18 protein-coding genes and 1 riboswitch are annotated in these 18,811 nt (G+C 40.7%); of the genes, 3 read left to right on the top strand and 15 right to left on the bottom strand.

Translation table 11 applies throughout. From position 1 onward, the window contains the following. The first annotated feature begins 26 nt into the window (after positions 1 to 26). Entirely contained in the window at positions 27 to 1,241 is a 1,215-nt protein-coding gene (locus FQ087_RS18545; protein ID WP_149582099.1) for a tyrosine-type recombinase/integrase, read from the top strand. A gap of 65 nt (positions 1,242 to 1,306) precedes the next feature. Here FQ087_RS18545 and FQ087_RS18550 read toward each other — a convergent pair whose 3' ends face one another. Continuing rightward, entirely contained in the window at positions 1,307 to 2,374 is a 1,068-nt protein-coding gene (locus FQ087_RS18550) for an NAD(P)/FAD-dependent oxidoreductase (protein WP_149582100.1), read from the bottom strand. Between the two features lie 242 nt (positions 2,375 to 2,616). Between FQ087_RS18550 and FQ087_RS18555 the strand changes: the two genes are divergently transcribed. Then, entirely contained in the window at positions 2,617 to 2,853 is a 237-nt protein-coding gene (locus tag FQ087_RS18555; RefSeq protein WP_149582101.1) for a YuzB family protein, read from the top strand. A 39-nt stretch (positions 2,854 to 2,892) separates the two neighbouring features. On the opposite strand, the gene FQ087_RS18560 is transcribed toward FQ087_RS18555, so the two are convergent. The 14 genes from FQ087_RS18560 to FQ087_RS18625 all read right to left on the bottom strand — a co-directional run bounded on the left by FQ087_RS18560 (position 2,893) and on the right by FQ087_RS18625 (position 17,458). Further along, positions 2,893 to 3,657 (bottom strand): TIGR01457 family HAD-type hydrolase, encoded by a 765-nt coding sequence (locus FQ087_RS18560; RefSeq protein ID WP_149582102.1) that lies wholly within the window; start codon positions 3,655 to 3,657, stop codon positions 2,893 to 2,895. Between the two features lie 2 nt (positions 3,658 to 3,659). Further along, complete coding sequence (locus FQ087_RS18565) at positions 3,660 to 4,109, bottom strand: DUF86 domain-containing protein (RefSeq protein WP_149582103.1); 450 nt, start codon at positions 4,107 to 4,109, stop codon at positions 3,660 to 3,662. A gap of 661 nt (positions 4,110 to 4,770) precedes the next feature. Then, positions 4,771 to 5,082: a YutD family protein gene (locus FQ087_RS18570; protein ID WP_149582104.1), complete on the bottom strand. Its 312-nt coding sequence runs from the start codon at positions 5,080 to 5,082 to the stop codon at positions 4,771 to 4,773. 18 nt (positions 5,083 to 5,100) lie between these two features. Continuing rightward, entirely contained in the window at positions 5,101 to 6,060 is a 960-nt protein-coding gene (gene lipA / locus FQ087_RS18575; RefSeq protein ID WP_149582105.1) for a lipoyl synthase, read from the bottom strand. A 612-nt stretch (positions 6,061 to 6,672) separates the two neighbouring features. Next, positions 6,673 to 7,380, bottom strand: coding sequence for an ABC transporter ATP-binding protein (locus FQ087_RS18580; RefSeq protein ID WP_149582355.1), 708 nt, complete (start codon positions 7,378 to 7,380; stop codon positions 6,673 to 6,675). Between the two features lie 2 nt (positions 7,381 to 7,382). Then, on the bottom strand, positions 7,383 to 8,162 hold the full coding sequence (locus FQ087_RS18585; RefSeq protein WP_149582106.1) for an ABC transporter ATP-binding protein: 780 nt from the start codon (positions 8,160 to 8,162) through the stop codon (positions 7,383 to 7,385). Further along, positions 8,152 to 9,102 (bottom strand): branched-chain amino acid ABC transporter permease, encoded by a 951-nt coding sequence (locus FQ087_RS18590; protein ID WP_149582107.1) that lies wholly within the window; start codon positions 9,100 to 9,102, stop codon positions 8,152 to 8,154. The genes FQ087_RS18585 and FQ087_RS18590 overlap by 11 nt, the downstream gene beginning before the upstream one ends. 13 nt (positions 9,103 to 9,115) lie before the next feature. Then, on the bottom strand, positions 9,116 to 9,991 hold the full coding sequence (locus FQ087_RS18595) for a branched-chain amino acid ABC transporter permease (RefSeq protein WP_149582108.1): 876 nt from the start codon (positions 9,989 to 9,991) through the stop codon (positions 9,116 to 9,118). An 86-nt stretch (positions 9,992 to 10,077) separates the two neighbouring features. Then, the gene (locus FQ087_RS18600) at positions 10,078 to 11,271 is read right to left on the bottom strand and encodes an ABC transporter substrate-binding protein (RefSeq protein ID WP_149582109.1); all 1,194 of its coding nucleotides are present in this window, start codon (positions 11,269 to 11,271) and stop codon (positions 10,078 to 10,080) included. 361 nt (positions 11,272 to 11,632) lie between these two features. Beyond that, positions 11,633 to 13,204, bottom strand: a complete 1,572-nt coding sequence (locus FQ087_RS18605; RefSeq protein WP_149582110.1) for a Na+/H+ antiporter NhaC family protein — start codon at positions 13,202 to 13,204, stop codon at positions 11,633 to 11,635. A gap of 146 nt (positions 13,205 to 13,350) precedes the next feature. Next, positions 13,351 to 13,532, bottom strand: a riboswitch (Lysine riboswitch). A 55-nt stretch (positions 13,533 to 13,587) separates the two neighbouring features. Beyond that, entirely contained in the window at positions 13,588 to 14,349 is a 762-nt protein-coding gene (yunB, locus tag FQ087_RS18610; RefSeq protein ID WP_149582111.1) for a sporulation protein YunB, read from the bottom strand. A gap of 41 nt (positions 14,350 to 14,390) precedes the next feature. Beyond that, on the bottom strand, positions 14,391 to 15,767 hold the full coding sequence (locus FQ087_RS18615) for a bifunctional metallophosphatase/5'-nucleotidase (protein WP_149582112.1): 1,377 nt from the start codon (positions 15,765 to 15,767) through the stop codon (positions 14,391 to 14,393). 3 nt (positions 15,768 to 15,770) lie between these two features. Beyond that, positions 15,771 to 16,595, bottom strand: coding sequence for a sulfite exporter TauE/SafE family protein (locus FQ087_RS18620; protein WP_149582113.1), 825 nt, complete (start codon positions 16,593 to 16,595; stop codon positions 15,771 to 15,773). Continuing rightward, positions 16,595 to 17,458: a DUF72 domain-containing protein gene (locus FQ087_RS18625; protein ID WP_149582114.1), complete on the bottom strand. Its 864-nt coding sequence runs from the start codon at positions 17,456 to 17,458 to the stop codon at positions 16,595 to 16,597. Before FQ087_RS18625 ends, FQ087_RS18620 begins: the two co-directional genes overlap by 1 nt. Positions 17,459 to 18,641: 1,183 nt before the next feature. Here FQ087_RS18625 and FQ087_RS22585 point away from each other — a divergent pair. Continuing rightward, positions 18,642 to 18,806 carry a hypothetical protein gene (locus FQ087_RS22585; protein WP_188006818.1) on the top strand — a complete coding sequence of 55 codons (165 nt, stop codon included), beginning with the start codon at positions 18,642 to 18,644 and terminating at the stop codon, positions 18,804 to 18,806. Positions 18,807 to 18,811: the final 5 nt, after the last annotated feature.

The raw sequence follows: 18,811 nt of genomic DNA on the forward strand, positions 1-18,811 counted from the left end.
AAAAAGCTTTTTCAAGGAGGGGCATCATGAAGTGTGTACAGTTGGATAGTGGCGTTTGGGAATGTGTTGCGGATGGACCGAGGGATCCTGTGACAAATAAACGGAATCAGGTACGAAGACGCGGAAAATCTAAAGGCATCGCTAAAAAGAAGGTTGAGGAAGAGGTTAAAAAGCAAGAGGACCACGGCGTAAGCAGTAAGAAAAACAAGAATGTAACATTTGAACAGGTTGCGTGGGAATGGCTTGAAGTATATGCCTTAACGGGAGTTAAGGACAGCACAATCAGAAATCGTAGGTCGTCAATAAGAGTGCACTTAAGATATATCGCAAAATCGAATGTAGCGACTATCGATACACGTCAGCTACAAGGAATATTTGTCGATCTATTTAAACAAGATTTATCGAGATCTTTAATGGAAAACGCCAAGGTGACGTTGAGTTCCATTTTTAAGTATGCCGTAGAACATAAATTACGTGTGGATAATCCTGCCACCGCCATTGTGATTCCCAAAAAGCGTTTGACGGTCGAAGAGATAGAAAATTCAACAGTCGAAGAAAAATTCTTTGAACGCTATGAACTTGAGGAATTTTTACAAAAGTGTTTGACTGATGGGTTACCCAACGATAAGGAGTGGTTTTACTTACTAGCTTTTTCTGGAATGCGCGTAGGCGAACTTTGCGCTTTAAAATGGACAGACATTAATACCGAAGACAATACAATACGCATTACCAAGACGCTAGACATGCCTGATCATAACATGCGTAAGTTTAAAATCACCCCACCAAAAACAAAAGCAGCCATCCGTACAATTGATGTGGATGAAAGCATACTGGTGATGTTGAAAACGCATAAAGTGTTGCAAGCGAAAATTAGAATTGGTACACGAAAAGGCATTGTGGACTATCACGAGGGCAATTTTGTGTTTTGTCGTGAAAATGGATATCCGTATTCCAGTCGATTTATTTACGAAAGGATTATCCGGCTCATCAAAATGACAAGCATCCCCAAAATAGAAGGGCCTCACATCTTGAGACATACACATATTACTATGCTTGCAGAGGCTGGTGTCGACTTAAAAACAATTATGGACCGAGTAGGTCATGAAGATTCGAAAACCACTATGGATATCTATACGCACGTCACAGAAAAAATGAAAGAAGATGCCACCGCCAAAATGAAAATTCGGTACGGCGACATCTTAAATTTAACTATTCCAAAGGGAAATGTGATAGAAATGTGATTTTTCGTGTCCCCGAAGGTTTATAAAGCCCTATAAACGTTGATGCAACAACGTTTATGTTCAAATCATCCATTATGCCACTTATACATCCAAAGCACACCAGACTTCAACAATCGTGCGATACGGCCAGTTACGGTGCGGTCAGCAAGATATGCAAATCCTTGCTTTTTACCAAGGGATCCGAGGAAACCTTTGAGTTTAATTTCCGGCATTGTCTCCGGTAACGGTTCGTTGTTCCAAACGTTACGTAAGATGCGTACAATCTGCTCTGCCTGTTCCTCTGCTACTTGTGCACTTGGCGCATAAGGAAGCGCCGCGCAGTCTCCTACGATGTAAACATCATTAAAATCAGGCAACTGGTGATGCATGTTGAGTACAACTCGACCAGAACCATCTTTTTCCGTAACAATGTTTTCCACAGGTGCCACAGGACGAATCCCAGCTGTCCAGACCACTGCATCGACCATTATAGTTTCTTCATGATTATAAAGGATTGTTGGTTCTACTTTTGTAATGTTAGAACTCGCAATGACGTCTACATTATGCTCGTCGAACCATTTCTTAACATAATTACTGAGTCTTTCAGGGAAGTCCCTCAAAATACGCGGGCTACGATCGAACAACTTAATGTTCAGATCCGGTCTGCTTTCCCGCAGTTCACTGGCAAGTTCGATTCCGCTTAAACCGGCTCCAACAATACCTATCGTTGCACCGCCACTAAGACCAAGGAGTTTTTCATAAGTAACCCTGGATTTACCTATCGTCTGAATGCTGTACGTGTATTCCGCAGCACCTGGTACGTCGTGATAGTTGTCTTCGCAGCCAAGCCCAATAACCAATTCGTCATACCTGATTTGCACGCCATCATCGAGATAAACACACTTCTCATCCGGCCTGATTTCAATAATTTCTCCGCCTACCACTTTCAATCTGTCATGTTCCGGAAGCGGAACTCGCACGACTGAATCCGAAACAGTTCCGGATGCAAGCGCATAAAATTCCGTCTTCAAACTATGGAACGGAGTCCTATCGACAAGTGTTATTTCGATATCATTCGGTAATTCTTTTGTTAATAAACGCAGCAATATACGCATATTTCCATATCCAGCACCTAATAATACAAGTTTCCTCATAATTCTTCTCCTTCGTAATACAGTAGTCCGTTGTTTTCCCATTTACGATTATATCAGTATGTGACAAGTTTCACAATATGTCACGGCAAGCGAAGCTTTATTCAATGTAAGTATCTTCTTATACATTGTAAGTTGCGACCCACAGGACGCTGTATATTTAAACAGCCTTCGGGTCGGTAATGTAGGATTATTGACGTGCGAAGAAAAAAAGAGTAGGATTTCAAATAAGTGAGGTGATCGTCGTGAATCCGATTGTCGAGTTTTGCATGAGTAATATTGCAAACAGTTCACAAGAAACATTTGAAAAGTTGGAGAAAGATCCAAATCTTGATGTTCTTGAATATGGTTGCTTAAGTTACTGTACAAAATGTTCAGATACGCTATACGCGATAGTCAATGGTGATATCGTCGAAGCTGATACAAACGACGAGCTGACTGAGCGTATTTATCAGTATATAGAAGACAATCCGCTCTTTTGAGCATTATGGCTAACCGCCTATTTCAGGCGGCTAGCCTTTTTACATTCCCCACTCAAGCAATGTCCGGTAAGAATAAGTCGGTTTCTGTAGTTTCAATGATACTTCTCCCGGTGATGTTACTCCGCCCGCAACATGCACCGTATCGATGCCGAAGCGGATTCCAGCTTGTATATCAGTATCGTAGTTATCACCGATCATTACCATTTCTTCTTTTCGAAAGCCGCCTTCTACCTGAATGAATTCAAGCATATGTGGCTCTGGTTTACCCACAAATACTGGTGATATGCCTGTTGCATTTTCCATCAATTTCACGAATGATCCATTCCCCGGGACAAGCCCTCTCTCCGTGGGAAATGCTTTGTCACTGTTCGTTGCGATGAAGTGCGCACCTGCTCGAATAGCAAGGCAAGCATCAGCTAATTTCGCATAGGTCACACCCCGGTCAATCCCCATGACAACAACATCTGGATTCTTCGCTGTTATCTCTATCCTTTCAGATGCTATCGCTTCTTCCAAACCTTTTTCACCAATCATCATGACATTCGCACCATTATAATTTTCTTTGCAGTATTTTGCTACAGCAATTGCGGATGTCATGATGCGGTCAGGATCTGCTTTTATTCCGAATGAATCCAGTTTCTCCTGAAGTTGCACGCGCGTCATTGAAGAATTATTCGTTATAAAATAAGGATCAATTCCATTTTGTTGCATATTTCCAACGAAAGAGACCGCTTCCGGAATAGGTTCAATCCCACGGTAAACAGTTCCATCTAAATCAAGACAAATTGCTTTGTAATTATACATAGTCATTTTTCTTCCGGTAAGAAGGCAGAGACTGGGCCAAGCTCATTTTCAAGATAATGGCGCACTTTGTTTGGGAACGCAACGAGTTGATCCATAGAAGCGTTCAATACTTCGATTATCGTCTCAGCATCCACTTTAGTAAATTCACGGACGATCATTTTCCTAAGTTCAATTACCTGTTTTAATGGACCAGCCATTTCTGATGTGACAACACGTTCGTCTTCCATAATGTCAATAATATCTTCATAACTCCCTGGATCTCGCATAATAAAACCATCAATCATCGTATTTCCAACGTCAATAATCGATTCGATGATGACATTCGCTATCCTTTCAAGCGCAAGTGTATGGATGGTATCCGCCTGCCAGCCATTTTCATTTCCATACAATTCAAGTAAACTTTCCATATGATTTAGTGATTCACTAATTTGGTTTCGGTCAACAAAATACATGGACTTTCCCTCCTGATTGTTCAACTATTTTCAATCAATGATACCATATTTACGATAGTAGATTTGTTGAAATACATATATCACATTGAATTCGCTTCGGCGCTCGGGATGCCTAACGATCATTAACGCCGTGCGACCAATCATATATCACACTAACCGATCATTAGCGCCGCGCGACCAATCATATACCCACGCTAACCGATCATTAGCGCCGCACGACCAATCATATATCACACTAACCGATCATTAACGCCGCACGACCAATTATATACTCACGCTAACCGATCATTAACACCGCGCGACCAATCATATACTCACGCTAACCGATCATTATCACCGCGCGACCAATCATATACCCACGCTAACCGATCATTAACGCCGCACGACCAATCATATATCACACTAACCGATCATTAACGCCGCACGACCAATTATATACTCACGCTAACCGATCATTAACACCACGCGACCAATCATATATCCACGCTAACCGATCATTAACACCGCGCGACCAATCATAACCGCACGCCTAACGATCATAAACACCGAAGTCTTTACGTTAATTATCACCTTTCCAAGATTATCCAAAGGTCGAGATTCTTATAATTCACCATACAAAAAAAGACCCGCGGGTAGATTCAAGATCCACACGCAAGTCCAGTTATTCAGGTGCTTCGGGAGTTTCAGCTTCTAGCTTAACCCGCCCCGATTTTTTCAAAACGAAATAAGCACAGCCAAAATTACAGTATTCGTAGAGATAATCCTGTAATGTGCTGATTTTAGTTTCATACGTTGCTTTCTGGTTTGTGTCCTCGAAAAACCCTTTTAAACGGAGTTGTCCGTATCCCCAGTCCCCAAGTATGTAGTCGTATTTGAGGAGAACGTCACTGTATCTCGCAAGCAAAGCCTCTTCATTAAATCCCTCACGGTAGTCTGTTAGTATATCAAACTGCCAGTTTTCTAAAATTATCATTCAACTTTCACCGCCAATTTAGCTTTGCAGTGTTGTTTCAAGTTGTTCATCACCTTGACGCTGCCTTTCTTTTGCAGCCGCGTTCACCTGTTCATCAGCATGATAACTCGAACGTACGAGCGGACCTGCTTGACAGTGTGAGAACCCTTTGGACATTGCAATTTTTCTCAACTCGCCAAATTCTTTTGGCGAATAATACTTCTGTACTTTTAAATGTTTTTTACTAGGCTGTAAATACTGGCCTATTGTCATTATATCAACTTTATGCGCAATAAGGTCATCCATTGTCTCGAGAATTTCTTCATATGTTTCACCAAGACCAAGCATCAAAGAAGATTTTGTAGGAATATCAGGTTGCATTTCTTTTGCACGTAGCAAAAATTCAAGGGAACGATCATATGTTGCACGCGCACGAACCCTTGGTGTTAGGCGACGTACCGTTTCGATATTGTGATTTAAAATATCTGGTTTAGCATCCATTAGTCGCTCTAAATTCTCATAAACGCCACCCATATCAGAAGGAAGTACTTCCACTGTGGTGAATGGGTTTTTTCTACGTATGGCACGGATTGTTTCCGCAAATACCGCAGATCCTCCGTCTTTCTGATCATCACGTGCTACCGCTGTGACCACTGTATGCTTTAAATTCATAAGCGCAACAGAGTCCGCAACACGTTCTGGTTCTGCAAGATCTAGTTCTGTTGGCAAGCCTGTTTTAACGGCACAAAAACGGCATGCACGTGTACAAACTGCACCAAGAATCATAAATGTAGCCGTACGACGCTCACCCCAACACTCATGGATATTTGGACAACGAGCTTCTTCACATACGGTATTTAAATTATTCTCACGCATCATTTTTTTAAGGCCTGTATAGTTATCATTCGTATTTAGCTTGATTTTTAACCAATCGGGTTTTCTAACATGTTCCACTTTGTTTCCCTGGTCAGGTTTGCATGACACGACGACCGACTCCATTCCTACAAACTTTTAAAACGTTTTCACTACTGTTGCCAATGTATCATATATTCAGACTTCAAACAACCGTCTCTATGGTCTAATTCGATTAGCCTCACAATTATCACAACAAAAGCGCTAGAGACTGAACGTGGTATGGCCCGTTTCTCAAATTATCCTGTTCAAAATTTTATAGTTTCCTAATCTACAAAAAAGACGGAGCTGAAAAAGTCCGCTATTAAAATTGCAACTGCAAGTTTCCATTGTAAACGCTTCGACGGTTAGTGGATGCCTTCCGCGATAAGTCAGGCTGAAACCCCATTGCTGGGAGAAGAATTGAACTGCATCGCTCCGACTCCCCGGTGTCCAGTTACTGGACACTTATAAGGCGCCTATGCTGATTCTACCTACGTACTTCACTGAGTCACTAAAAAATAATTAGTCCCATAAAAAGAGCATTTCCCCGATATTTTTGGAGAAACGCTCGTTTTATTGTTTTTTTATTAAAGAGACTAATTCTAAGCGGTGTACCGATAATTTCAACTCAAGAAACGTTATAGCTCAAGCCATTTATGGTGATTTACGATTCGGTTATGCCAAAAAACAATCTTACCAAGCACTACCTATTTCCAATTAATGGCCGCCCAGGTAAGCGTTCTTAATTTCTTCACTCGCGCGCAATTCTTCAGCAGTCCCCGAAAGAATAACACGACCCGTTTCAATAACATACGCCCGGTCAGCGATGGATAATGCCATATTAGCATTTTGCTCTACGAGGAGAATCGTTGTTCCCTCTTGTTTAATATCCTTGACGACTTGAAAAATCGTCTTGACCATTAGTGGAGCAAGGCCCATTGAAGGCTCATCCAACAACAATAGTTTCGGTTTTGCCATGATAGCCCGCCCCATCGCCAACATCTGCTGCTCTCCGCCGGACAAGGTTCCTGCTGACTGCTTACGCCGTTCATGTAAGCGCGGAAAAATCTCATATACTTTTTGAAAATCCTGCTGAATACCTGCTTTATCTTTTCTTAAAAAAGCACCTAATTCAATATTCTCTTCAACACTCATATCAGCAAACACTCGTCTTCCTTCTGGTACGTGGGAAATTCCTGCTTTTACAATTGCTTGGGCTTGCTTACCCGCTATTGAATCATTCAGATACTCAATAGTTCCTTGTTTAGGTTTCAATAAGCCTGATAGCGTTTTAAGCAACGTACTCTTCCCAGCCCCATTCGCACCAATCAATGTAACAATTTCGCCTTCATCTACATGTAAAGAAACACCTTTAAGCGCATGGATACTGCCATAATAGACATTTAGGTTGTCAACTTTAAGCATACTCATTCGTCAACTTCCTCCCCTAAATAAGCCTCAATTACTTTCGGATTATTACGAATTTCTTCAGGAGTTCCTTCAGCAAGAAGGACACCATGATCCAACACGTAAATTCGTTCACAAATCCCCATTACCAAATTCATATCATGTTCAATTAATAAAATGGTTAGATTAAATTTTTTACGGACAAATGCGATTAACTCCATAAGCTCTTTTGTCTCTTGTGGGTTCATCCCTGCAGCTGGTTCATCGAGCAGTAACAACTCGGGGCCAGTGGCTAATGCGCGTGCAATTTCAAGCCTCCGCTGCTTCCCATATGCCAGATTCTTTGCATCTTCGTCTCTATATTTATCTAATTGAAAAATCTTGAGGAACTCCATTGCTTTTTCTTCCATTTCTTTCTCCCCTGAAAAATGGGATGGAAGGCGTAGCATAGAACTTAGAACTGAATGCTTCGCTAACGAGTGATAAGCAACTTTAACATTATCCAAAACGGATAGTTCATTGAACAACCGAATATTTTGGAACGTCCGGCTAATTCCTCTCCGCGTTACCTGATAAGGAGCCATTCCATTAATGCGTTTCCCTTTGAATAAAATGTCACCTTCTGTAGGTGTATAAACACCTGTCAATAAGTTAAAACTCGTAGTCTTACCTGCTCCATTAGGACCAATTAGCCCAATTAGCTCACCTTGATTGATTTCCATATTGAAATTCGAAACTGCTTTCAGCCCGCCAAACTGTATACCGACATCTTTCACCCTAAGTAACGGTTCACTTGTCATGTTGGCTGCCCCCTTTCGAACCTCTCCACAATTTGAAGTAATCCGTTATTTCCATCGTTCCCATTAAACCTTTTGGACGATAAAGCATGACAACAATAAGTACAAGACTATAGATGATCATGCGTGTTTCAGGATAATTTTGCAAGAACGTAGAAACGATTGTCAATAATATCGTTGCAACAATTGCTCCTGATAAACTTCCTAATCCGCCCAATACAACATAAATCAAAATATCAATAGATTTTAAGAATCCAAAGTTTGAAGGCTGAATGATATAAAAGTTATGTGCATACAAAGCGCCCGCTACTCCAGCAAAGAAAGCACCAATTGCAAACGCTAACACCTTGTAATACGTTGTGTTAATTCCCATGGCATCCGACGCAATCTCATTCTCTCGAACTGAGATGCACGCACGACCATGTCTTGAATTTGTAAAGTTAACGATGACTACTATTGTAATGAAAAGACAGATAAACGCAGAGGTCCATGTAGTTAAATGTGTTACTTGCATCCCCGCTGCTCCGCCGACATAATCGATATTCAAGAATACAATTCGAATGATTTCTGCAAATCCAAGTGTGGCAATCGCTAGGTAATCGCCGCGCAGCCTTAAACTCGGAATTCCTATTATTAACCCTGCAATTGTAGCAATAACTCCTGCTGCTAAAATTGCAACTGGAAAGGGAAGATTTAATTTCATCGTCACGATTGCTGAAATGTACGCACCAACCGCTAAGAATCCAGCATGACCAAGTGAAAACTGTCCTGTGACACCAATTACTAAATGTAAACTGACAGCTAACATAATATTAATTGACATAAAGATTAGTATATTAGAATGGAAATCATTCAATACTCCTACATTGAGGAGAACTTGAATAACTGTATAAGCGATTAAGGATGCAGCAACAAATGACCAAAACTGTTTTGACTTTTTCATAACATTTTTTCACCTACACTTTCTCACGTGTATTTTTACCAAAGAGCCCCGACGGTTTGAAGATGAGGATTAAGATCAATATGACGAATGCCGCAGCATCTCTCCATAACGAGAAGCCAAGCGCACTGACAAATGTCTCTACTACTCCAAGCACTAGTCCTCCAGCCATGGCTCCAGGAATAATTCCAATTCCACCAAGGACAGCAGCAACGAATGCTTTCAAACCAGGAATAATACCCATTAATGGGTCGATCTTTGTATAATAAATACCGAAAATAACGCCCGCTGCACCAGCCAAAGCTGATCCAATCGCAAACGTAGCCGAGATTGTGTTGTCGACATTAATCCCCATAAGCTTAGCTGCTTCAGCATCATAGGAAACAGCTCGCATCGCTTTTCCGATTTTCGTTTTATGTACGACAAATTGAAGAATGATCATTAATGTAATAGAAACAGAAAGAATTAAAATTGATTGACTGCTAATTTGAGCTCCGAAAAAATCAAATGATTTATTGCGCAATACTTCCGGATAGGCTTCGGGTTGAGCTCCACGCATATAAATAACACCATTTTGAATTAGAAGGGAAACTCCGATGGCAGTAATCAAAGCCGCAATTCTAGTCGCAGTCCGTAATCTTTTATAGGCGATTCGTTCAATAAGAACACCAATAATCGCACAGGAAGCCATTGATAATAGTAAGGCAGGGATGAATCCAAGACCCCAACCAGCAATGGAATAATACCCAATAAACGCACCAATCATAAAAATTTCACCGTGTGCAAAGTTAATAAGTTTTATGATCCCATAGACCATTGTATAGCCCAGTGCAATTAACGCATAAATGCTTCCGAGTGAAATACCGTTTATTAGCTGTTGTAACCATTCCATGAACTATTCACTCCTTTTCCAGCTTTAAAGTAGGGATTAAAAAAGGAATGAAGGGAGGACATCCTCCCCCATTCCTGTAGTTTTAATTAAGGATTGACTTTTATTTTGAAGACTTGTTCGCCATCTTTGTATTCAAGAACAGTAGCTGATTTAATTGGGTGATGGTTTTCATCTACCGAATACAATCCAGTTACCAGTTCAAGATCTTTTGTTTCAGCTAGAGCATCTTTAATCTTCACAGAGTCTGGACCACCTGCACGTTTGATAGCATCAGCTAATAGATAAACTGTGTCATACCCAAGTGCATTAAATGCATCAGGTGATTTACTATATTTGTCATTGAACTTTTTGTTGAAGTCTTGAATGATGCCATCAGGATCTTCAGATGAATAGTGATTTGTTGTAAATGTGTTATTTAAAGCTTCTGCACCAGCAAGTTCAAGCAAAATTGGAGAATCCCAACCATCTGCGCCCATAAGTGGAACTGTAATGCCCATTTCGCGAGCCTGTTTAACAATCAATCCAACTTCTTCATAATAGCCAGGGATGAAAATAAATTCAGGATTTGCTGCTTTAATACGCGTAAGAGTTGAACGGAAATCAGAGTCTTTAGCTACGTAAGATTCTTCAGCAACAATTTTACCGCCTGCAGCTTCAAAGTCTTTTTTGAATGATGATGCAAGACCTTTTGAATAATCGCTTGCATTATCGGAGAAAATTGCTACGTTTTTAACCCCTAGATCGTTCGCTGCAAAGTTTGCTGCAACCGTTCCTTGGAATGGGTCAATGAATGACGTACGGAATACGAATTCATTAACATCTCCGTTGTCTTTAACCGTTACGTTCGGGCTTGTTCCAGATGGACTAATAATTGGCGTCTTTTTGCTATTTGCAATTTCAGCCTGTGCAACAGTAGCACCACTTGTAGCAGCTCCGATGATTGCAACTACTTTATCCTGATTAATTAATTTTAGTGCTGCACTCGTTGCTTCCGCAGGTTCAGACTTGTTATCAACTTTTACAAGTTGAATTTTCTTGCCGTCAATTCCGCCAGCTGCGTTAATTTCATCAACCGCAAGTTCAATACCTGAAAATTCCGAGGTACCGTAAGAAGCAACAGCACCAGTTAATTCAAGGTTGACCCCGATTTTAATCGTGTCGCCGCCCTTAGATCCACCCGAGCTTCCTTCTTCAGCTTCGTTCCCTGCACCACATCCTGCCAACAATCCGACTACAAGAGCCGAAGCGGCAAATACACTTGCAAACTTTTTCAATTTCATATCAAATCCCCCTTTTCATTGATATTTCAGTCATTTTAAATCATTCAAATCGAACGAGTACTGACAAATGATTTAGCATTCCGAAAGATATCATTTTATTCCTAATTACATATTCATTGCAAAAAAATTCTATTCCGCGAATAAGTCTTGCGATTACAAAAAAAATTGGGTAGTCAATATCATCCTTTCCTAACACTTTTAATCAACCATTGTGTAGAAGTTCACCATTTTCTGACTTCGTTAGTCTTATCGCCTAGTATATATACCTATCAGACTATTGTCAAAACATTTTTTATTAGAAAACTATTTCAGACATAATAAAGAAGCGGTGAAATTTTTCACCGCTTCTCATCATTTACTATTATAAAGACTGCTGTACTACTTCTTTTTTAGCTTTCATCGTCCAGATAGAAAACAATACTACAAGAATAACAATGACGCCAACTAGACCAATCCATACCGAACCTGTGATTCCTAGAATGACGTAGCCCATTGAAGCCACTATCGCACAGATTAACGCATAAGGAAACTGTGTGGAAACGTGGTCAATATGGTTACATCCTGCACCTGTAGAAGATAGAATTGTCGTATCAGAAATTGGTGAAGAGTGATCACCGAATACTGCTCCTGCAAGAACTGCTGCAAGCGCAGGGAGTAACATTTCCGGAGCTGCGTCAATCATGATTGTTCCAGCAATCGGGAGGAGAATACCAAATGATCCCCATGAACTACCTGTTGAAAAGGCCATAATACCCGCAAGGATGAACATGATGACTGGCAGGAATGAAACCGGTATATTTGATTTCAATACAAGGTCAGATAAGTACATTCCAGTTTCCAGTTTTGCGATTAAGAACGATAGTGACCAAGCAAAGAGAAGTATCAAAACAGGCGGCATCATTGCCTTGGATCCGTTAATAAATGCACTACCAATAAGGGAGTAGCTTGCCGTTTCGTTTTTTTTCATCTGCGTCATATACAAAATCATTGCAAGTAACGTGGCTGAAATACCTCCTAATAGTAGTGCTAGCGAAACATTTGTATTTTCAAAGATCGACAAGACGTTCATCGATCCACCCGCTAAATAGCCTGTCCAAATCATAACTGCAAATGTCACCGCAACAAGCGTGACGATTGGTGCGACCAAATCTCGAACGCGTCCATGTGCGTGTACTGGGAACTCTTCTTTTAGCTGACCTGGAATTGTTTTCTCAGGGTCAAATAATTGTCCTGTTTCCATAGCACGCTGTTCATGTTTCTTCATTTCGAAGAAATCAATATTCGTCCATGCAAGGAAGAACACCATTGCAAGTGTTGCGATAACGTAAAAGTTCATAGGTGCCATCATCACAAATGCTGTTAGTGGCGAATAGCTGATTGCTGCAGCACCACCAAATATAAGTGCAAGTTGTCCAATTAAAAATGCACCCCAACTTGAGATTGGAGATATTACACATATCGGTGCTGATGTTGAGTCGATGAAGTAAGCCAGTTTCGCTCTTGAAACCCGATGCTGGTCTGTAATCGGACGAGCAATTTGACCGACTGCCAATGCATTGAAATAGTCATCCACAAAAATAGCAATACCGAGAAACACTGTAAGCAATTTTGCTCCGCGTTTCGTTTTGATGTGACGCACTGCCCATTCTGCAAATGCTCTGCTTCCGCCAGACAAACTAACAAATGCAGTGATAACCCCTAATAGAAGAATGAAAAGGATGATATAAATATTCCCTGTATTCAGTCCACCATCCCAGAATGTAGCCTTAACTGACTCCCATAAATTCTTTAACGATTCAACAGGACCGAACGACGCTGCTAGCAGTGCCCCTGAGATTATACCTGTTCCAAGCGATAACAGTACCCGTTTCGTTGCAAACACCATAATAATTGCGATTAATGGTGGTAAAATCGATACCCATGTTCCTATCATCTACAATTCCTCCATTTAGTCGGGTTGAGGCCCTCTGTATAGGGGGAATAAAAAAAACGGCTACTAATTGCACTTAGTGGAGTGCATCAGGAGCCGGCTTTATCTACGTTTCGTTTGTTGGATAACTAATACTGCTTATCTAACTCACGACCTGTAGCTCATCATACATGTTCAAAAATGTATGACAGTGTTATCCCTATTCGGAATAACCCCAGCCTGATAGATCCTGACGATCTTATCAAACTTCGGCAAAGCTTCCTTTTACACACGGTCATCGGTGTCAATCTCGCGTGTGTGACTAATAAGCAATGCAGCCTCTACCCAATCGATATTTCAATTCTATATAACAATAACAGTTATCCATTTCATTTTCAAGTCTCTTGTCATTCCTTTGGCTGAGTAGGGGCAGGAACTTCAACGGATGGCGGATTTCCACCACCAGTCGTGTAGATTTGAGGCACTGTTGACTGGATAAGACCCATAGCTACTGGGATTTTTTGCGTTACTACACTTTGCTTTGTTGCTAGCGGCGCAATGATTTGGACATTTACTGTCAATAGTATATTTACTTCAACTACGGCATTGTTAATACCAAATTCACTAATTTTCGTATCCATTGTCGCTTGAACTTGACCTATAACATGGAAACGAATCGGTATTTTCGGCCCTAAGTTCCCTAGTAGTGGAATATTTGCCGCTTGAGCAAGGGGAACAAAAAAGACAATTCCTTCTTCACTTTCCATCGCCTGCGGATCAAATTCTATTTCATCTGTTGGTAATATATCAAGATTTCCTGCTTCAGCCTGTTGAAGATGGGACTCGACAAGTGCATGTATCTCCGATGAAGCCCTGTTGATTATTTCGGTGTTGAATTTAATCATCCCTTTAGAATCGCTCGGAACGTTTACAATGATATCCTCGATGTTTAGCACATTGGCAGTCCTTGAACTGATCGCTTTGTTGATAACATGAGATGCGATTTTTTGTGTCTGTACCTCTGCATATTGAACATAAATTGGAGCAAGCCTCGCATTGACAAAGTAAATAAAAAGGAAAATCGCAATAATAAATGCGGGAATAAGAAGAGGTAATAGTTTACGTTTCTTGTTCCTAGACTTTCTAGTAACCTGGCCGTGAAATCTCAAAACGACTCCTCCTGCTATACGTTATGCAGGAAGGGAGCCGTTCATTCTTTCAAAAGTGTAGTTCCGTACCAACCAAGCACATCCCTGATTAAATCGGGCATGTAATACTCTATTTCTGCATATTTAAGCGATGGGAAGAAAAATCCGAATGTGAACATATCCAATGTTGCAAGTGTGTATTTTTCGCCCGATACAACTTCTCGGTTGCCCGCAAAAAGCTGACCATATCTATTTTTATAAAGTCTTTCATGAATCATTGCGCCCATTAACGTGCCACGGAAACCAAGTCCTTTGATTTCAATTTGCGGCCACTCTTTCGTTAATGACAGCGCATAGACTTCTTTCAATTCCGACCCGTCCAGTGTAATGAGACATAAATTGATTGGATGAGGTAACAGTGAATGTAAATCTTCTTTTGTTACCCAGCCTTTATCTAGGCTACCTAAAAAGATTCCCGAGTTGAACATTGCACAATCGGCTTGCGAATACGCAATAAGTGCCCTGCCAAAGAAAGCGGACAGGGGACTTACATCAAACAGATTTTGCGGCAAATCGGTTGGATTATAAAATACATTCTCCTTCATAGCTTGTTTTCCAATTCCGATTAGATTATTAACTTTTATAAAATCCTCTTCTTCACTTTTGAGCGCTTCTGCTCTGAAAAGCTCCGCAGTCAATTGGTGCACCTTTTTGGTTTCAGCATCAAATTCCACCGTTACATGACCCACATACTCACCGTATTTTCCTGTCGCAGCCAAAAGGGTATTACCAATCAGTTTGCCTTCATGAAAAAGATGATGCGTGTGCGCACCAAAAATGACATCGATTGCAGGACATTCTACTGCTAGCTTTTCATCTTCATGTATACCCATATGTGATAGACAGACAATAATATCTGTTTCATCGGCAATGCTTTCTGCAACAAGTTTCAAATTTTCGCGTGGTGCCGTTACTTGCCAGCCTAGCTTCGAATAGAAGGCTTTATATTCTGCAGTAGCTCCTATGACACCAATTCTTGTCCCTTGCTCAGTGACGTAGATTTTATATGGCAACAACCATTTGGGACGGCTACCATCTTCATCGAATAAATTACTCAAGATAACATCAAACTTGGCTTCCGTATAGAGAGAATTCAATGCCTCTTTCGACATGGTAATTCCTTCATTATTACCTATTGTGATGGCATCATACTTCGCTTCATTCAACAATCGGATATTCCCTTGACCTTTCGTCCCTTCCGTATATGGATGAAAACGGTCAACGTGATCTCCGATGTCGAATAGATAACAAGCATTTCCTTCTATTAAATGGGCACGCTTTTTAGCACAAAGAAACCGGTTGATTTGCGGCCAACTTTCAAAATGACTATGGATATCATTTGTATGATAGAAATGAATTGTTTCAACCTTGTGATTCATATGTCACCCCATAAGTCCGTCAATAATCGATCTGACTCCAAGTAAGAGCAAGATAATTCGTAGTGCAACAACGAGCGATTCTGATTTCATCTTTTGATTTAGATGAGCACCTATTTTAGCACCAATATAGGCCGCCGGAATGACTGGAATCGTATACAGCCACGGTACATTGCCTAGAGAGATGTGCGTAATCGAGTTAACGAGAGCTGATAAAAATACCATAAACATGGATGTACCAACTGCGACATGCGGTGGAAATAAGAAAAGAAGAATCATTGCTGGTACTATGATTGAACCGCCACCGATACCGAAAAGACCCGATGCAAACCCGACGCCAAATGTTAGCAATAATGCAAACCAAACAGGATAGCCATAGACATACGTCTGGTTCTCCTTATCTGTAAACGTTCTTTCCTTTCCATTTTTCACAAACCAGCTGACAGGCTTCAAATATTTACGAACCAAGAGAAGTGTCGATAAAATTATAAGTAAAATTCCGAAGTAAAGATTAAAGGATGGTAAATCGAGTCCTTTATTCACGAATGCACCGATAAGAGTCCCGGGAACACTCCCTAAGAAAAAGATGAATCCACTTCTAAAATCAATTGTTTTCGTCTTCATATAAGAAATTGTCGACGCCAACCCCGTAAAAATCATCATGATGACAGAAAGTCCCACAACTGTTTGTGGTGTGATACCGTCGATTAAACCAAGATTAATGCCTACGAAAAGTGTAGCTGGTACTAGGATAATCCCACCACCCAACCCTACAAGAGCCCCTACAATTCCCGACGCTAGACCGATGACGGCCAATACGATAAATTCCATTACCATTCTCCTTCAAAAAAGTCGAGCTGCTTCGGCGTCAGACTTTCGTAGTTGATATTGAGCATTTTTTGAAAGCGTTTTGCATTTTGTGCAGCATGTCCGCCAGAATTATTGTTAAAAATGACAAAGACCTCTTCAGTTTCTTTTTTTAATTTTTGAACGGCTGACCGAATCTCGTCCAGCTCAGTTTCATTGTAGTTATACAAATATCTCACTTTGCGCCATGCTTTATCATCACCAGTTATGTTGCGCCATCCTGCAATATTACGCCCATGCAATCTAACAAGCACCTTATCTGGGCGAGTTGTGTTTGCTATCAGCGGAATACTTCCCTGCCCTGCTTGTGGTTCATCACACATCGAGTGGATTACGTTTAGCTCTTTCAAAAAAGACAGCGTCCCTTTTAGATAACCTGCTGAATACCACGACTGATGCCTAAACTCAACAGCAATATCGAATCCATGCAATTTAGCACAAACAAAGCGGATTTGCTCAACATTTTCTTTTGTACAATCAAACCACGGAGGAAATTGGACAAGAATCATCGCAAGTTTGCCTGCTTCTTGAAGCGGTGTAACCGATAGCCGGAATAGATTGTACATCTCATCCACAGAGGCATACGGGAGTTCACCCCGATGATGCCCAGTCATACCTTGATATGCCTTGACAATAAAGCGGAAGTTATCTGGTGTTTCTTCGATCCACTTGCGAATATTGCGCTCCGGCTGAATGGCATAAAAAGTAGCGTCCAGTTCGACGATTGGAAAGTGTGCACTATAATCAATTAGTTTTTCTTTCTTCGAAGAGGAAGAGTCGTATACGTCCGGATGGTCGCCCCAACCGGTCAATCCGATTTGGATCATCCCTCCGCCTCCTTTCAATTAAATCAGTACTACCATATTAACATATCTGAACAACAGAATTGGTGAGTTATGCCACCTAGTTAATTCTAAATAAGTAGTGCCTTATATCAAGTCTGTTGATTAACCATTTACTCGCATAAAATACGGGTGAGTAGGGCTTGATGTCTTTCATCTTCACTGGACTATTTTCGGTCCGCTTTCGGCTAACTATTCATCACAGATTTACTGAGGGGTCCTAGGATGGATAGAAGTGACTCCGTCACTTCTAGTCACACTCTTTTCAGTAATCCTGATTTGAATTGTTGCCTGTCGCGTACCTACAATGTTCAAGTGAAAAATGCTGTTATGTTTGAAAGGAACGAATAGATGACTTTCTATAGAGAGTGTAAGTTCCCGAAGATGCAATTTCGGGAACTTTTGCACGATGTACAATGCGTTTCTTGCTTACTTTTGGCAAAGATTATGCATGTATTCATGTGATACCTTATAGAAAGTGACATTCTTTACTAGTAAAAAAGAGAAAACCATAAAGAAAGCATCAGCCGCCAAAATTGTATCTTTGGCGGCTTTTATCCAGGTAGATGCCCCTCTATTCTTTCGTCCCAAAAAGCTTTAGCACTTCGTGTACATATGCATTTGGAGCGCGACGGATGAAGGACCACCATACGATTACCGAAAAAACTCTGTAGGGATGCGACAAAGTCGCATCCCTACATATCCAGACATCTCGGTAATTGTATAGAAGGCATTCTTTCCAAAGCAATCCAAATGCAACTATACACGTTGTGCCGAATATATGTAAAGACGAAAAAACCGGCCCTGGTGGCCGGTTTTTCGATATGAAAATTACCCGATTGAACCTTCCATCTCGAACTTGATTAATGGCTCTTTCTATATCATATTAAACAGTGACGAAAAATGTGTTAAATCAACGTTTGTTATTTTCACCTTAACAAATAGAACTATACTTTATTAAACGCAATCGGCACGAAATCGGCACGAAATATTATCATTCGACAGCTACCCTATTTAAATAGAAGGTAGCTGTTTTTTTACGCCCATAATTCCCAACATCATAAATTTTCTAACCTTTTCTGAACTAGACAGGCATTAATCCTAAACTCCCCCCATACAATGTAGAGAAAGTAAGAGAAAGTCATAAAATTTATGAAGGAGGCTCACTATGGAAGCAAAGAAAGAAGTAGTTCAAATTTCCGCGAAATTGAACCCCGAACTTGACGAAGATTTAATCGAAGAAATATTAAAAATCCCTAAACGTGATCGCAGCCGAACTTACCGTGAAGCCCTGAGATTTTATTTCAAGCATCACCAGGATAAAACTAACTAATTCAT

This window comes from Sporosarcina sp. ANT_H38, from assembly GCF_008369195.1.
Classification (GTDB): domain Bacteria; phylum Bacillota; class Bacilli; order Bacillales_A; family Planococcaceae; genus Sporosarcina.

Excerpts from the sequence above, each read along its gene's own strand:
- FQ087_RS18545 (WP_149582099.1), top strand. The coding sequence starts at position 27 with ATGAAGTGTGTACAGTTGGATAGTGGCGTTTGGGAATGTGTTGCGGAT.
- FQ087_RS18550 (WP_149582100.1), bottom strand. The coding sequence starts at position 2,374 with ATGAGGAAACTTGTATTATTAGGTGCTGGATATGGAAATATGCGTATA.
- FQ087_RS18560 (WP_149582102.1), bottom strand. The coding sequence starts at position 3,657 with ATGTATAATTACAAAGCAATTTGTCTTGATTTAGATGGAACTGTTTAC.
- FQ087_RS18565 (WP_149582103.1), bottom strand. The coding sequence starts at position 4,109 with ATGTATTTTGTTGACCGAAACCAAATTAGTGAATCACTAAATCATATG.
- FQ087_RS18570 (WP_149582104.1), bottom strand. The coding sequence starts at position 5,082 with ATGATAATTTTAGAAAACTGGCAGTTTGATATACTAACAGACTACCGT.
- lipA (WP_149582105.1), bottom strand. The coding sequence starts at position 6,060 with ATGGAGTCGGTCGTCGTGTCATGCAAACCTGACCAGGGAAACAAAGTG.
- FQ087_RS18580 (WP_149582355.1), bottom strand. The coding sequence starts at position 7,380 with ATGCTTAAAGTTGACAACCTAAATGTCTATTATGGCAGTATCCATGCG.
- FQ087_RS18585 (WP_149582106.1), bottom strand. The coding sequence starts at position 8,162 with ATGACAAGTGAACCGTTACTTAGGGTGAAAGATGTCGGTATACAGTTT.
- FQ087_RS18590 (WP_149582107.1), bottom strand. The coding sequence starts at position 9,102 with ATGAAAAAGTCAAAACAGTTTTGGTCATTTGTTGCTGCATCCTTAATC.
- FQ087_RS18595 (WP_149582108.1), bottom strand. The coding sequence starts at position 9,991 with ATGGAATGGTTACAACAGCTAATAAACGGTATTTCACTCGGAAGCATT.
- FQ087_RS18600 (WP_149582109.1), bottom strand. The coding sequence starts at position 11,271 with ATGAAATTGAAAAAGTTTGCAAGTGTATTTGCCGCTTCGGCTCTTGTA.
- FQ087_RS18605 (WP_149582110.1), bottom strand. The coding sequence starts at position 13,204 with ATGATAGGAACATGGGTATCGATTTTACCACCATTAATCGCAATTATT.
- FQ087_RS18615 (WP_149582112.1), bottom strand. The coding sequence starts at position 15,767 with ATGAATCACAAGGTTGAAACAATTCATTTCTATCATACAAATGATATC.
- FQ087_RS18620 (WP_149582113.1), bottom strand. The coding sequence starts at position 16,595 with ATGGAATTTATCGTATTGGCCGTCATCGGTCTAGCGTCGGGAATTGTA.
- FQ087_RS18625 (WP_149582114.1), bottom strand. The coding sequence starts at position 17,458 with ATGATCCAAATCGGATTGACCGGTTGGGGCGACCATCCGGACGTATAC.
- FQ087_RS22585 (WP_188006818.1), top strand. The coding sequence starts at position 18,642 with ATGGAAGCAAAGAAAGAAGTAGTTCAAATTTCCGCGAAATTGAACCCC.